Source organism: Leclercia sp. (assembly GCF_036780805.1).
Lineage (GTDB): Bacteria > Pseudomonadota > Gammaproteobacteria > Enterobacterales > Enterobacteriaceae > Enterobacter.
In genome coordinates, this window is the sequence record NZ_DAIQCE010000001.1 from 1,535,251 (window position 1) to 1,550,030 (window position 14,780).

The window sequence follows — 14,780 nt, forward strand, 5'->3', positions numbered from 1 at the left end:
CCTCTCTTTGATATAGCGGCTTTCGACCGCTACACCATGACGTAATTACTGGCCACTTAATACCCTCGCCGGATCAATTCGGCTTGCGCGACGCGCCGGATACCAGCTTGCCAGCAGACTCAGTAAAAGTGCTGTAACCAGCACATAAAAAACATCCAGCCAGTGCAGTTCAGACGGCAGGAAGTCAATAAAATAGATATCGCCCGACAGGAACTGATGGCCGATAAGTTTCTCAATACCGTTGATAATCGGCGTAAGCTGCAGCGAAACCACCACGCCGATCACCACGCCGCACAGGCTGCCAAACAGCCCCGCCAGCAGACCATACCAGACGAAAATGGCACGAATAAGACCGTCTTTTGCCCCGAGGGTGCGCAGCACCGCAATGTCGCCGCTCTTGTCTTTTACCGCCATCACCAGGGTGGAGACGATATTGAAACAGGCCACGCCGATCACCAGCACCATCGCCAGGTACATGATGGCGCGGATCATCTGGATATCACGATACATATAGCCGTAAGTGCCGATCCAGCTCTTGATGTAGACATAGCTGTTAGTCACTTCCCCGGCATCGCGCACCAGCTTGTTGGCATTAAAGACGTCGTTGACCTTGATGGCGATCCCGGTGACGCTGCTGCCCATATCGAGATACTGGCGCGCATCTTCGATTGGCACCATAGCAAAGCTGTGATCCAACTGGCCGCTGAGCTGCAGGATACCGGTCACGTGCAGACGCACGCGCTTCGGCTGCTGTAACTTATGATCGGCGCTGGCGTTCGGGATCATGATTGACACCCAGTCGCCCTGCTTCACTTTCAGCGCATCGGCCACACCTTTACCGATAATGATCTGCTGATCGCCGGCTTTAAAGTTGGCCCAGGCCGCCTTCTGGATAAACTGCGGCAGCGCGCTGAGTCTCTCTTCCTGGCGCGGGTTGACCCCTTTGACCTGGATGGCGCGCAGATTCGCCCCGCTCTCCACCAACCCGGTAAAATTAATGTACGGCGCGGCGGCGGCAATACCCGGCACCTTTTCCACCTTGTTCAGCGCCTCGTTCCAGTTATTCCACGGCTGGTTAACCGGTTCAATTTCGCCGTGCGGCACCACCGCCAGAATGCGGTTATTCAGCTCACGTTCAAAGCCGTTCATGGCGCTAAGACCGACAATCAGCACCGCCACCCCCAGCGCAATGCCGATGGTGGAGATAACAGAGATCAGCGACACCATGCCGCCACGACGACGACCCCGGCTAAAACGCAGGCCGATGAGTAACGATAACGGTGAAGCCATCAATCCGCTCCCATCAGCGTCAGCTCGGTATTCAGGTGACCATCACGCATCTCCAGCTGGCGTGACATGCGTTTTGCCAGCTGCAGGTCGTGAGTCACCACTAAAAACGCGGTGCCCTGAGAGGCGTTCAGCTCCCCGAGCAGCTGGAAGATGCTGTCGGCATTGCGGGCGTCGAGGTTGCCGGTCGGTTCATCCGCCAGCACCAGGCGCGGGTTATTGACCAGCGCACGGGCAATCGCCACACGCTGGCGCTCGCCGCCGGAGAGTTCTGACGGGCGATGATTGCCGCGATGGCCGAGGCCCACCGCTTTCAGCATATCGCTGGCGCGGGCGTTAATTTCAGCGGGTTTCTTCTTGCCGATCAGCAGCGGCATCGCCACGTTTTCCAGCGCCGTAAAGTCCGGCAGCAGGTGGTGGAACTGGTAAATAAAGCCCAGCGAGCGGTTACGCAGGTCCGCCTTCGCGCTGGAGGACATCGAACTCAGCGGCGTGCCGGAGAACACCACGTCGCCGGAGGTCGGAGTGTCCAGCCCACCGAGCAGGTGCAGTAAGGTACTTTTCCCGGAGCCGGAGGTGCCGACAATCGCCATCATCTCCCCTTCTCCGACGCTGAAGCTGACATTGTGCAGGACGTCCGTCTGCACCGTGCCTTCCTGATAGCGTTTGCACAGGTTGTCGCATTGCAACAGGATCTTATTCATAACGTAAAGCCTCAGCGGGTTGGGTGGCGGCAGCGCGCCATGAAGGATAAAGCGTGGAGAGTAAGGCAATGACCATCGCCACCAGGGCGATACCCACCACCTGCAGCGGCTCAATGGCTACCGGCAGCGCCGCGCCGTCGAGCAATGCACCGATGATCGGCATCAGATTGTTCAGCTGGCTAGCGAGTAGCGTACCGAGTACCGCACCGAGCAGCGCTCCAACAATCCCGGCGCTGGCTCCCTGAACCATAAACACCGCCATGATCTGTCGCGGCGTCAGCCCCTGGGTTTGCAGAATGGCCACTTCGCCCTGCTTCTCCATCACCATCAGGCCAAGCGACGTAATAATGTTAAACGCAGCGACCGCCACAATCAGGCTCAGCAGCAGGCCCATCATGTTCTTTTCCATGCGCACGGCCTGGAACAGCTCGCCCTTACGTTCGCGCCAGTCCTGCCATTTGGTGCCTTCCGGCAGGGTTTGCTGGCTCAGGACATCGACCTTCAGTGGCTCGTTGAGCCACAGACGCCAGCCGGTGATATTCCCGAGCGGGTAGCGCATCAGGCGCGAGGCGTCCTGGATATTGACCAGCATCTGGTAGCCGTCCACTTCGCTGTTGGCGGCGAAGGTGCCGATAACGTTAAACAGGCGCTGGCTTGGCAAACGCCCCATCGGAGTAAACTGGCTGGCAGACGGAACCATCACCCGCAGCTGATCGCCGCGGTTGACACCCAACTGGCCGGCAAGCTGTTCGCCGAGAATGACGTTGTACTGGCCGGCAGCCAGATCGCTCTGTTTGACGTTGACCAGATAGGGCGTCAGGGGGTCTTTTTGCGCCGGATCGATACCGAGCATCACCCCGACCGCCACGCTGCGTGCGCTCTGCAGCACCACGTCACCGGAGGTGATAGGCGCCACGCGGCTCACGCCCTGCAGCTTAACGGCGCTTTCTGGCAGCTGCTGCGGATTCACCGACCCGCTGCTGGAGGAAAGAATGGCCTGCGGCATCAGCCCCAGAATATTATTTTGCAGCTCGCGCTCAAAGCCGTTCATCACGGATAACACCGTCACCAGCGCCATCACGCCAAGCGTAATGCCAATGGTTGAAAGCCAGGAGACAAAGCGACCGAAACGGTCCGCGGCGCGCCCACGCATATAACGTAAGCCTATGAATAGTGCGACAGGTTGGTACATGAAATCCGTCTGTTTGCTGGTAGCAGACCCACGAGTATATAAGCGAATCCGCTAAGGGTAAATGACTGATACCCGACGCTTTGATAATCAATTATCTGAAAAAACAGGTTAAATCAACGCGGTAACCGCTGCCTGACCCTCCCCTTTATCACCGCGCGCTTTGCAGTTTTTCTGAAAATCGTCCGCTTACAGACTCTTACCCGTTACATCCCGCAAGCCGCTCAACACACTTACCCCTTTCGATGAAGACAAAACAGGACCCGGTAAGCGATGAAACAAAAAGCACTATGGATTAATCAGATAAAAGGACTGTGCATCTGCCTGGTGGTGATTTACCACTCGGTGATCACCTTTTATCCTCACCTCGAGGCCCTGCGCGCGCCGCTTTCGGTGCTGATCGCCAAATGCTGGGTGACGTTCAATCTTTATCTCGCCCCCTTCCGCATGCCGGTGTTCTTCTTTATCTCGGGGTATCTGGTCCGGCGCTATATTGACGAGGTGGACTGGAAAACCTGCCTCGACAAACGGCTCTGGAGCATTATTTGGGTGCTGGCGCTGTGGGGCGTACTGCAGTGGCAGGCGCTGACCCATCTGAATGCGTGGCTGGCACCGGAGCGGGATCTCAATACCGCGTCGAATGCCGCCTATGCCGACTCGCTGAGCGGCTTTATCACCGGAATGCTCACCGCCAGCACCAGCCTGTGGTATCTCTACGCCCTGGTGGTCTATTTCACCCTCTGCAAGCTGCTGAGCCGCTGGAAGCTGCCGCTCATCGGGCTGCTGGCGCTGGTCAGCATCGCGATCAACTTTGTACCGCTGCCGTGGTGGGGAATGAACAGCGTGGTGCGCAATATGATCTACTACAGCCTCGGGGCCTGGTACGGGGTGCAGCTGATGGCGTGGATGCAGACCCGGGTGTGGCGTCGTGACGCGCTGGCGGTGGCGGCGTTCGGGGTGGTCTCCGTGGTGCTATGGTTCGTGGGCGTTCCCCTGCCGCTGTCGCTGCTGTCGATCCTGCTGATCATGGCCCTGTTCTACCGCCTTGAGCAGCGTTTTACCGTGGGGCCTGACAACCTGCTGAACGTGGTGGGCTCGAACACCATTGCCATCTACACCACCCACCGCATTCTGATTGAAGGGGCCAGCCTGGTCATGATCCATCAGCTTAACAGCGGAACCTGGCCGGTGTGGGCGGAGCTGGCGCTGGTGCTGTTGTATCCCTTTGCCAGCCTGCTGGTCTGCACCCTGGTAGGGCTGGGCGCGCGTAAGCTCTCCACTGCGCTGACCGGGGATTTCTTCTTTACCCCGCCTGCCCGTCTGACGCCGGTTCAGGCCACGCGCTAACGCCCCTGCGGGGGCCTCTTCACGCTGCGTGCGGTTACGGTTTGCTAATGTAAAACGATCAAGGATAATAAAGACATTGTGTTTCAGTGATATGCCCAATAAGAGATCCTGACAAAGCCATGCCTGAACAATATCGTTTTTCCCTGCCCGGCAAAGCGGGCGACCAACGCCAGTTGGGTGAACTGACCGGGGCAGCCTGCGCCACGCTGGTTGCGGAGATCGCAGAGCGCCATCAGGGACCGGTGGTGCTGGTCGCACCGGATATGCAAAATGCCCTGCGTCTGCATGATGAGATCCGCCAGTTTACCGATCAGCTGGTCACCAGCCTTGCCGACTGGGAGACCCTGCCCTACGACAGCTTCTCCCCGCACCAGGAGATTATCTCCTCGCGCCTCTCCACGCTCTATCAGCTGCCCACCATGCAGCGCGGCGTGCTGATTGTGCCGGTCAATACTCTGATGCAGCGCGTCTGCCCACACAGCTATTTGCACGGGCATGCGCTGGTGATGAAAAAGGGCCAGCGCCTGTCGCGGGATGCCCTGCGCGTCCAGCTCGACAGCGCGGGCTATCGCCATGTGGATCAGGTGATGGAGCACGGAGAATACGCCACCCGCGGCGCCCTGCTCGATCTCTTCCCGATGGGCAGCGCTCTGCCGTACCGCCTGGATTTCTTCGATGACGAAATCGACAGCCTGCGCCTGTTTGACGCCGACACCCAGCGCACGCTGGAGGAAGTGGAGGCTATCAACCTGCTGCCAGCGCACGAGTTCCCGACCGACAAGACCGCCATCGAGCTGTTCCGCAGCCAATGGCGCGATAAGTTTGAGGTCAAGCGCGACGCCGAGCATATCTATCAGCAGGTGAGCAAAGGCACCCTGCCGACGGGGATCGAATACTGGCAGCCGCTGTTCTTCAGCGAGCCGCTGCCCGCCCTGTTCAGCTATTTCCCGGCCAATACCCTGGTGCTGAACACCGGCGATCTGGAGGCTAGCGCCAACCGTTTTGAGAGTGAAACCCGCGCCCGCTTTGAGAACCGCGGCGTGGATCCGATGCGCCCGCTGCTGGAGCCTGAGCTGCTGTGGCTGCGCACCGACGAGCTGTTCAGCGAGCTGAAACGCTGGCCGCGCATGCAGCTCAAAACTGAAAACCTGCCGGACAAAGCCGCCAATACCAATCTGGCGTATCAGCCGCTGCCGGACCTCGCGGTGCAGGCGCAGAATAAATCCCCGCTGGATAACCTGCGTAAATTCCTCGAGGCCTTCACCGGGCCGGTGATCTTCTCGGTCGAAAGCGAGGGCCGCCGCGAGGCGCTGGGCGAGCTGCTCAGCCGTATCAAAGTGGCACCGAAGCGGATCCTGCGTCTGGACGAGGCCAACGGCACCGGGCGCTATCTGATGATCGGCGCGGCCGAGCATGGCTTCATCGATACGCTCAATAACCTGGCGCTGATCTGCGAAAGCGATCTGCTGGGCGAGCGCGTGGCGCGCCGTCGCCAGGACAGTCGCCGCACCATCAACCCGGACACCCTGATCCGCAACCTGGCGGAGCTGCATCCCGGCCAGCCGATTGTCCATCTCGAGCATGGCGTGGGCCGTTACGCGGGGATGACCACTCTCGAGGCCGGTGGCATCAAGGGCGAGTACCTGATGCTGATGTATGCCAACGACGCCAAACTCTATGTGCCGGTCTCCTCCCTGCACCTGATCAGCCGCTATGCGGGCGGTGCGGAAGAGAATGCGCCCCTGCATAAACTCGGTGGTGACGCCTGGGCGCGGGCGCGGCAGAAAGCGGCGGAAAAAGTGCGCGACGTGGCGGCAGAGCTGCTGGATATTTACGCCCAGCGCGCGGCCAAGTCCGGCTACGCCTTTAAGCACGATAAAGAACAGTATCAGCTGTTCTGCGACAGCTTCCCATTTGAAACCACGCCGGACCAGGCCCAGGCGATCAATGCCGTGCTCAGCGACATGTGCCAGCCGCTGGCAATGGATCGCCTGGTGTGCGGCGACGTGGGCTTCGGGAAAACCGAAGTGGCGATGCGCGCCACCTTCCTCGCGGTTGAGAACAACAAGCAGGTGGCGGTGCTGGTGCCGACGACCCTGCTGGCGCAGCAGCACTACGATAACTTCCGCGACCGCTTTGCCAACTGGCCGGTGCGCATTGAGATGCTGTCCCGTTTCCGCAGTGCCAAAGAGCAGGCGCAGATTCTGGAGCAGGCCAGCGAGGGCAAGATCGACATTCTGATCGGCACCCACAAGCTGCTGCAAAGCGACGTGAAGTGGAAAGACCTCGGGCTGCTGATCGTCGACGAAGAGCACCGCTTTGGCGTGCGCCACAAGGAGCGGATTAAAGCGATGCGCGCCGATGTCGATATCCTGACCCTCACCGCCACGCCGATCCCGCGTACCTTGAACATGGCGATGAGCGGCATGCGCGATCTGTCGATTATCGCCACCCCACCGGCCCGTCGTCTGGCGGTGAAAACCTTTGTCCGTGAATACGATGACCTGGTGGTACGCGAGGCGATCCTGCGTGAAGTTCTGCGCGGCGGCCAGGTCTACTATCTCTACAACGACGTGGAGAATATTCAGAAAGCGGCTGACCGGCTGGCGGAGCTGGTGCCGGAGGCGCGGATCGCCATTGGCCACGGGCAGATGCGCGAGCGTGAGCTGGAACGGGTGATGAATGACTTCCACCACCAGCGGTTTAACGTGTTGGTTTGTACCACGATCATCGAAACCGGGATTGATATTCCTACCGCCAATACCATCATCATTGAGCGGGCGGACCACTTCGGTCTGGCCCAGCTCCACCAGCTGCGCGGTCGCGTTGGCCGTTCGCACCATCAGGCCTATGCCTGGTTGATGACCCCCCATCCGAAAGCGATGACCACCGATGCGCAAAAACGTCTTGAAGCTATCGCCTCGCTGGAAGATCTGGGTGCGGGCTTTGCGCTGGCGACCCACGACCTCGAGATCCGCGGCGCGGGCGAACTGCTGGGTGAAGATCAGAGCGGATCGATGGAGACCATCGGGTTCCAGCTGTATATGGAGCTGCTGGAAAATGCCGTCGATGCCCTGAAGGCGGGGCGCGAGCCGTCGCTGGAAGATCTCACCAGCCAGCAAACGGAGGTGGAGCTGCGGATGCCGGCCCTGCTGCCGGATGACTTTATCCCGGACGTGAATACCCGTTTGTCGTTCTACAAGCGTATTGCCAGCGCCAAAGACGAAGCCAGCCTGGATGAAATTAAAGTGGAGCTGATCGACCGCTTTGGTTTACTGCCGGATGCGGCACGCAACCTGCTGGATATTGCCCGTCTACGCCAGCAGGCGCAGAAGCTGGGGATCCGTAAGCTGGAAGGGAATGACAAAGGCGGCATGATTGAGTTTGCCGAGAAGAACCATGTCGATCCGATGTGGCTGATTGGCCTGCTGCAGAAGCAGCCTCAGCACTACCGCCTGGACGGCCCGACGCGTCTGAAATTCACCCAGGATCTGGCGGAACGCAAAATCCGCATGGAGTGGGTGCGTAACTTTATGCGACAGCTGGAAGAGAACGCCGTCGCCTGAGCCCCTGCCGGGCGATCCTGCCATCGCCCGGCCTGATTTCCCCGCATCATTTACAACTCTTTGCAATCCGCCTGGATTTCCCGACACGCACATTCGCCATAATTATCAATTAACTTCAAAATATTAATAATCTTTATTGCTATGGATTCTGGTGATGATGACGACTTCGCGTTTTACCCGTTGGATATCGGCAGTTGCGCTCCTCTCGACCCTGGCGCTTGCTCTGCCTGCGCAAGCCAATACCTGGCCCCTGCCCCCGGCAGGCAGCCGTCTCGTGGGCGAGAACCGCTTTCACGTGGTGGAAAATAACGGCGGCTCGCTGGAAGCGATCGCCAAAAAATATAACGTCGGCTTTCTGGCATTGTTGCAGGCTAACCCCGGGGTGGATCCCTACGTTCCCCGCGCGGGCAGCGTACTGACCATCCCGCTGCAAACCCTGCTCCCGGACGCGCCGCGGGAAGGGATTGTGATCAACCTGGCCGAACTGCGTCTCTACTATTACCCGCCGGGTAAAAATGAGGTGACGGTTTACCCAATCGGCATTGGCCAGCTGGGGGGCGATACCCTGACGCCAACCATGGTCACCACGGTGTCGGACAAACGCGCCAACCCCACCTGGACCCCGACCGCCAATATCCGCGCCCGCTATAAAGCCCAGGGTATCGATCTGCCTGCAGTGGTGCCTGCCGGGCCGGAAAACCCGATGGGGCATCATGCGATCCGCCTTGCGGCCTACGGTGGGGTTTATCTGCTGCACGGCACCAACGCCGATTTTGGCATAGGCATGCGCGTCAGCTCCGGCTGTATTCGCCTGCGTGACAATGACATTGAGACGCTGTTCCGCGTCATCCAGCCCGGTACCAAAGTGAATATCATGAATACGCCGATCAAGGTGTCAGAGGAGCCCGGCGGCGTGCGGCTGGTGGAGGTACATCAACCCCTGTCGAAACAGCTGAATGACGATCCGCAAACCCTGCCGATTGTCCTGAATGCCGCTCAGCAGGGCTTCAAAGCCAGCTCAGACGAAACGGTGATGGAGCGTGCGATGGAGGCCCGCTCGGGAATGCCGGTGGATGTTACCCGACATCCGGAAACTCAGGCGCTATAAAAAAAACGCCCTGCATTTGCAGGGCGTTTTTTTCGCAGTGGCATTAATGAGGGTTAAGCCATGCTTATTTGTAGATCACCGCAGTACCGTGCAGGTTGTTCGGGCCGGTAACGGAAGTGATACGGAACGATTTCGCACCCATTTCATCCGCTTTTTGCGCTAACTGATCTTCCAGAGAGCCCAGGTTAGTCCCGGCGTTTGCGGAGATGGTACCCACTTTTTGTTGATCCGCAGGGGTAGACTGAACCTGTACGGCGGCGAAGCTGGCAAATGAGAGTGAGCTTAGTACGGCAGCGGCGATCAGCGTTTTTACGTTTTTCATGTTATGAACCTTATGAAAGTGTTGGGGAGGTCGCAAGCATTAACTTAACGATCGATAACTAAATGATAAATGTGATCTGCATCACGGTCAAATTCTTTTTATAACGATCGTTAAAATAAATTTAAAAGCGTTTAAATTCATATTGATATGATGAAATTAATTTTATGAATTCAACGCTGGCTGCAAGAAGGGATTATTTTTATAATGGTCACTCAACAAACCAACAGAGGTACAACGGCTCATGACAACCGATGATACGAGTTGCGCGAAAAAAAGCCGTGGCCGACCAAAAGTGTTCGACAGGGAAGCGGCGCTGGATAAGGCCATGACGCTGTTCTGGCAGCATGGGTATGAAGCGACATCGCTGGCCGACCTGGTCGCAGCGACGGGAGCCAAAGCGCCTACGCTGTATGCAGAATTTACCAATAAAGAGGGGCTGTTCCGCGCGGTGCTGGATCGCTATATCAGCCGTTTCGCCGCCCGCCATGAGGCGCAGCTGTTTTGCGAAGAGAAGCGTGTCGAAGACGCCCTGAAAGACTATTTCACCGCGGTGGCGACCTGCTTTACCAGCAAAGATACTCCCGCGGGCTGTTTTATGATTAATACGTCAGCGACGCTGGCGGCATCATCAGAAGAGATTGCCCACACGGTTAAGTCTCGCCATGCGATGCAGGAAGAGACGCTGTGCCGGTTTCTCGAGCAGCGCCAGCAGCGCGGTGAGATCCCCGCCCAGTGCGATCCGCAGACATTAGCCCAGTATCTGAGCTGCATTTTGCAGGGGATGTCGATCAGCGCCCGGGAAGGCGCCAGTCTTGAAAAACTGCAAACCATCACGCAAATCACTCTGCATTTGTGGCCTGAATTACTTAAAGCCTGACCATCAGGGCGGTCTGCCGCCCTGATCTCACCTGTTGTGATCCCTCTTCAGCCAAACCTTTTACAGTGATAGTCAAAAACTATCACCGCCACTCTGCCGCTTGCCTATCCTTAACGGGTGATTATTGATGTGCTAATGATTAGGTGTATGAGTGATAACGGAGTTGTTCTGGCTATTCACATCCAAAAGGAGAATAAAAATGATTTTGCTATTACCCTTTTTCAAGGTGCTAATGGTAATTACATTATTATTTGGTCTCTGGGTCTTATGTGGTGGGTCAGTGTTATTTGCTTTTATTTCCGTACTGATAACAGGATTTATGTTACTGCGCCAGTATCACGAATTTGACCTGTAACCACCTTATACCCCGCAGTATCCCTAAGAAAGACCTTATTGCCGCGACTATTCCCGCAGGCGTTAAGGTCTTTTTTATGGACAAAAAAAGCTCCCCAGCCTGAGCGAATGGGGAGCTAAACGCAGAGAACAGATTTTTTTATGCTTTGTTATTCAGTACCAGCTGACCATCACCGTTGAGTGGAATTTGCGTGCCAGGATCTTTATCCATGCGGATCTTGCCCTGCTGATCGCCAATTTTGTAGGTCACATCATAGCCGAGCATTTTTTCTGATTTGTCATACACCGTTTTACAACGCTGCTGCGTCGAGGTGTAGGTGTCGCGCTCCTGCATAGCGCCTTGCGCCTGGTTGCCGGCATAACCGCCGCCCAGCGCGCCCACTACCGTGGCGACATCTTTACCGCGTCCGCCACCAAACTGATGACCAATTACGCCACCCGCCACCGCACCCAGTACGGAACCGGCAATGCGGTTTTCATCCTGCACCGGACGACGGTGCGTCACGGTCACGTTACGACACTCCTGACGCGGTGTTTTTACCGTCTCTTTAATCGGTGTCGCCGAAACCACCTGCGCATATTGTGGGCCACGTTCAAAGACATTGAGACTGGCTACTGCCGCCACGCCTAACGCGGCAACCACGCCAATCCCTATACCTGCCACCATGGATTTATTCATGGGACGTTCTCCTTTTTGTTGCTATTGGTAACAATTCTGCGACGAAAGGGAGTCATTAGCAAATCAGATAAGGGAGCAAAAATGTGGTTAGAAGCGGAAAAAAAGCGTGATTAGGAGAACTCTTAGGCTTCTGAGGGGAGATTAGCAGTGTGATATGCTGAAAAAACCCCTCCGGCAAGTGCGGAGGGGGTGTGGGTTTTAATGCAGTTTCAGCCGCGGTCGGATCACGCGGTTGATGCTGCCCACGATCATCATTAGCCCGGTTTTGAAGTAACCGTGCAGCGCAACCTGATGCATACGGTACAGCGAGATGTAGACGAAGCGCGCGATACGCCCTTCTACCATCATCGAGCCGCGCATCAGGTTACCCATCAGGCTGCCCACGGTGGAGAAGTTTGAGAGCGACACCAGGGAACCGTGGTCTTTATAGACGTAGTTCTTCAGGGTTTTGCCTTTCATCTGCGCCAGAATGTTATGCAGCGCCAGGCTGGCCATCTGGTGAGCGGCCTGAGCGCGCGGTGGCACGAATCCACCTTCCGGGCGGACGCAAGACGCGCAGTCGCCAATGGCGTAAATGTCCGGATCGCGGGTAGTTTGCAGCGTCGGCTCCACCACCAGCTGGTTGATGCGGTTAGTTTCCAGGCCGCCGATCTCTTTCATGAAATCAGGCGCTTTGATGCCCGCCGCCCAGACCATCAGATCGGCGTCAATGTGTTCGCCATCTTTGGTGTTCAGGCCATGTGCATCGGCGCTGGTCACCATAGTCTGAGTCAGAACGCGCACGCCCATCTTGGTCAGCTCGTTGTGGGCTGCGCCAGAGATACGTGGCGGCAGTGCAGGTAGAATACGTTCACCCGCTTCTACCAGCGTCACGTTAAGCGCCTCGTTAGTGAGCCCTTTGTAGCCGTAGCTGTGCAGCTGTTTGACCGCATTGTGCAGCTCTGCAGAGAGCTCAACGCCGGTCGCGCCGCCGCCAACGATGGCGATGTTCACCTTGCCGCTTGCGCCAAGGTTATTGGAATACTTCAGGAACAGGTTCAGCATCTCCTGATGGAAACGACGCGCCTGATGCGGGTTGTCGAGGAAGATGCAGTTCTCTTTCACGCCCGGGGTGTTGAAGTCATTGGAGGTGCTGCCCAGCGCCATTACCAGCGTGTCATACGGAAGCTTGCGCTCCGGCACCAGCAGTTCGCCCTTCTCATCACGCAGCTCTGCCAGGGTAATGGTTTTACTTTCACGGTTGATATCCATCACCGAGCCCAGCTGGAACTGGAAGCCGTGGTTGCGGGCATGCGCCAGATAGCTCAGCGCGTCAACGCCCTCATCCAGAGAACCGGTTGCCACTTCGTGCAGCAGCGGTTTCCACAGGTGGCTGTGATTGCGATCGACGAGCGTAACTTTGGCTTTTTTACCGCGTCCAAGCTTCTTACCCAGCTGCGTTGCCAGTTCCAGACCGCCAGCACCACCACCCACAATCACTATCTTTTTCAATGGCGTAGTCAACGTGACCCCCTAAATTATTAACCAATTGTTAACTAAAAGTTATGAAAATAACCTTTAGTTAACAACAAGTTACAGCACTGAAACCATTCAACAGCCATGAGAATAACATGTTCGGTGCATTGGTCATACCAAAATTGATATGCATCAAGTTTTGCCGCTTAAAATTTACACAAGCTTAGCAAAAAGAGAGCCCGGCTCACGTAACGTGGCCGGGCTCAGGGTGAAATCAGGAATTAACCTAAGGTCTTGAACGCTTTGATGCGCTGCAGATGGGGGGCAATATTCTTGAACTTATGCGTCTGCTCTTCATCCCAGACAATTTCGTAGTAGTGGTGCAACAGCTCCGCGGCGCGCGGGCTGTTCAGCGCCTCATCGTTGCGGGAGAGGATCACCAGACAGCGATCGCGGTTCTTCTCGCGAAAGTTGCTCACGCACTTGGTGGCGATATCGACGTACTCTTCTGGCCGGTCGATCTTACCCTCCATGTTCTCGTTCGGGAACAGGTTCGGGTTGAACATCACCTGACGAATATCACATAAGAACCCAATACGCTCTGCCCAGTACCCCCCGAGGCCAACGCCACAGATCAACGGACGCTCGTCAACGTTCAGCTGCAGCATTTTGTCCACTTCCTTCAGCAGATGCTGCATATCATGCTTCGGATGGCGCGTGCTGTAGCTAATCAGCCGTACATCCGGGTCGATAAACTGCAGCTGCAGTACTTTCTCGTGATTACCGGGACTGTTCGAATCAAAACCGTGCAAATAGATGATCATCGTATCCTCGCCACACTACGCTTGCCAGGAGGGGTCACTGCCCCGCTTTATGCGCTTGCCAGCGCTCATGAAGCGCCTCAAGCTGCGCATTCACGGTTTTCCAGCGTGCTGTATCCCGCAGCTCCTGACGGCTAAAAGAACCTTTATGATACAATTGTGTAACACGTTCAGCCTTGATCGGCGACAGGTTATCTAACACGCTCACTGCGCCTTTACGATTATTGCAGACCAGGATCATATCGCAACCCGCGTCCAGCGATGCCTGACCGCGTTCCGCGTAGCTGCCCATGATCGCCGCCCCTTCCATCGACAGATCGTCCGAGAAAATCACGCCGTTGAAGCCCAGCTCCTGACGCAGGACGGTTTTCAGCCAGTGCGGCGAGCCGCTGGCCGGACGGGGATCGACATCGGTGTAGATCACATGGGCAGGCATAATGGCGTCGAGCTTGTTGTCGGTGATGAGCGATTTGAAAATCGACATATCCCGGGCGCGGATCTCTGCCTGTGGGCGCGGGTCGCGCGGGGTCTCTTTGTGGGAATCCGCCGTCACAGCGCCATGACCCGGGAAATGTTTGCCGGTGGTTTTCATGCCGGCTTCGTGCATCCCGTCGATAAAGCGGGTCGCCACCTGCAGCGCTTTGTGCGGATCCTCATGGTACGCGCGCTCGCCGATAGCGGCGCTGATATGGCCCACGTCCAGCACCGGCGCGAAGCTGATATCAATGTCCATGGCGATCATCTCACTGGCCATTAGCCAGCCGGCCTCCTGCGCCAGTTTGCCGCCCTCTTCCAGCCCGAGTAACGCGGCAAACGACTGAGCGGCGGGCAGACGGGTAAAGCCGTCGCGAAAACGCTGCACGCGACCGCCTTCCTGATCCACTGCCACCACCAGACGGTGATGAGATGCTTCGCGGATCTGGCGCACCAGCTCGCGCAGCTGCGCCGGATCGTGATAATTGCGCGTAAACAGGATCAGGCCACCCACCAGCGGATGCGCCAGGATCTCGCGCTCCTCCGCATCCAGCTCATAACCTTCCACATCTAACATGACCGGACCCACACGAACCT

The 14,780-nt window shown here is 57.1% G+C and carries 12 protein-coding genes; 4 read left to right on the top strand and 8 right to left on the bottom strand.

The features are described from left to right. Positions 1 to 45: 45 nt before the first annotated feature. Genes lolE through lolC form a run of 3 tightly spaced genes read right to left on the bottom strand, consistent with a single transcriptional unit; the run spans position 46 to position 3,183 of the window. The gene (gene lolE, locus V7Q49_RS07260; RefSeq protein ID WP_333850065.1) at positions 46 to 1,290 is read right to left on the bottom strand and encodes a lipoprotein-releasing ABC transporter permease subunit LolE; all 1,245 of its coding nucleotides are present in this window, start codon (positions 1,288 to 1,290) and stop codon (positions 46 to 48) included. Beyond that, on the bottom strand, positions 1,290 to 1,991 hold the full coding sequence (gene lolD / locus V7Q49_RS07265; RefSeq protein WP_333850066.1) for a lipoprotein-releasing ABC transporter ATP-binding protein LolD: 702 nt from the start codon (positions 1,989 to 1,991) through the stop codon (positions 1,290 to 1,292). Before lolD ends, lolE begins: the two co-directional genes overlap by 1 nt. Beyond that, positions 1,984 to 3,183: a lipoprotein-releasing ABC transporter permease subunit LolC gene (gene lolC / locus V7Q49_RS07270; RefSeq protein WP_333850067.1), complete on the bottom strand. Its 1,200-nt coding sequence runs from the start codon at positions 3,181 to 3,183 to the stop codon at positions 1,984 to 1,986. Before lolC ends, lolD begins: the two co-directional genes overlap by 8 nt. A gap of 270 nt (positions 3,184 to 3,453) precedes the next feature. On the opposite strand from lolC, the gene V7Q49_RS07275 reads away from it, so the two are divergent. From V7Q49_RS07275 to ldtC, 3 genes are all read left to right on the top strand, one after another. Further along, positions 3,454 to 4,527 carry an acyltransferase family protein gene (locus V7Q49_RS07275; RefSeq protein ID WP_333850068.1) on the top strand — a complete coding sequence of 358 codons (1,074 nt, stop codon included), beginning with the start codon at positions 3,454 to 3,456 and terminating at the stop codon, positions 4,525 to 4,527. A 119-nt stretch (positions 4,528 to 4,646) separates the two neighbouring features. Continuing rightward, positions 4,647 to 8,093: a transcription-repair coupling factor gene (gene mfd, locus V7Q49_RS07280; protein ID WP_333850069.1), complete on the top strand. Its 3,447-nt coding sequence runs from the start codon at positions 4,647 to 4,649 to the stop codon at positions 8,091 to 8,093. Between the two features lie 154 nt (positions 8,094 to 8,247). Further along, a complete protein-coding gene (ldtC, locus tag V7Q49_RS07285; protein ID WP_333850070.1) occupies positions 8,248 to 9,201 on the top strand; it encodes a L,D-transpeptidase LdtC in 954 nt (317 codons plus the stop codon). A gap of 64 nt (positions 9,202 to 9,265) precedes the next feature. On the opposite strand, the gene bhsA is transcribed toward ldtC, so the two are convergent. Beyond that, on the bottom strand, positions 9,266 to 9,523 hold the full coding sequence (gene bhsA / locus V7Q49_RS07290; RefSeq protein WP_333850071.1) for a multiple stress resistance protein BhsA: 258 nt from the start codon (positions 9,521 to 9,523) through the stop codon (positions 9,266 to 9,268). Positions 9,524 to 9,764: 241 nt separating this feature from the next. On the opposite strand from bhsA, the gene V7Q49_RS07295 reads away from it, so the two are divergent. Further along, positions 9,765 to 10,400, top strand: coding sequence for a TetR/AcrR family transcriptional regulator (locus V7Q49_RS07295; RefSeq protein WP_333850072.1), 636 nt, complete (start codon positions 9,765 to 9,767; stop codon positions 10,398 to 10,400). A 493-nt stretch (positions 10,401 to 10,893) separates the two neighbouring features. Here the strand turns inward: V7Q49_RS07295 and V7Q49_RS07300 are convergent, their stop codons facing one another. The 4 genes from V7Q49_RS07300 to nagZ all read right to left on the bottom strand — a co-directional run bounded on the left by V7Q49_RS07300 (position 10,894) and on the right by nagZ (position 14,772). After that, complete coding sequence (locus tag V7Q49_RS07300) at positions 10,894 to 11,433, bottom strand: glycine zipper 2TM domain-containing protein (RefSeq protein ID WP_333850073.1); 540 nt, start codon at positions 11,431 to 11,433, stop codon at positions 10,894 to 10,896. A gap of 198 nt (positions 11,434 to 11,631) precedes the next feature. Then, a complete protein-coding gene (locus tag V7Q49_RS07305) occupies positions 11,632 to 12,936 on the bottom strand; it encodes an NAD(P)/FAD-dependent oxidoreductase (protein ID WP_333850074.1) in 1,305 nt (434 codons plus the stop codon). A gap of 233 nt (positions 12,937 to 13,169) precedes the next feature. Next, a complete protein-coding gene (gene ycfP, locus V7Q49_RS07310; RefSeq protein ID WP_333850075.1) occupies positions 13,170 to 13,712 on the bottom strand; it encodes an alpha/beta hydrolase YcfP in 543 nt (180 codons plus the stop codon). Positions 13,713 to 13,746: 34 nt separating this feature from the next. Further along, a complete protein-coding gene (gene nagZ / locus V7Q49_RS07315; protein ID WP_333850076.1) occupies positions 13,747 to 14,772 on the bottom strand; it encodes a beta-N-acetylhexosaminidase in 1,026 nt (341 codons plus the stop codon). Positions 14,773 to 14,780 lie beyond the last annotated feature (8 nt).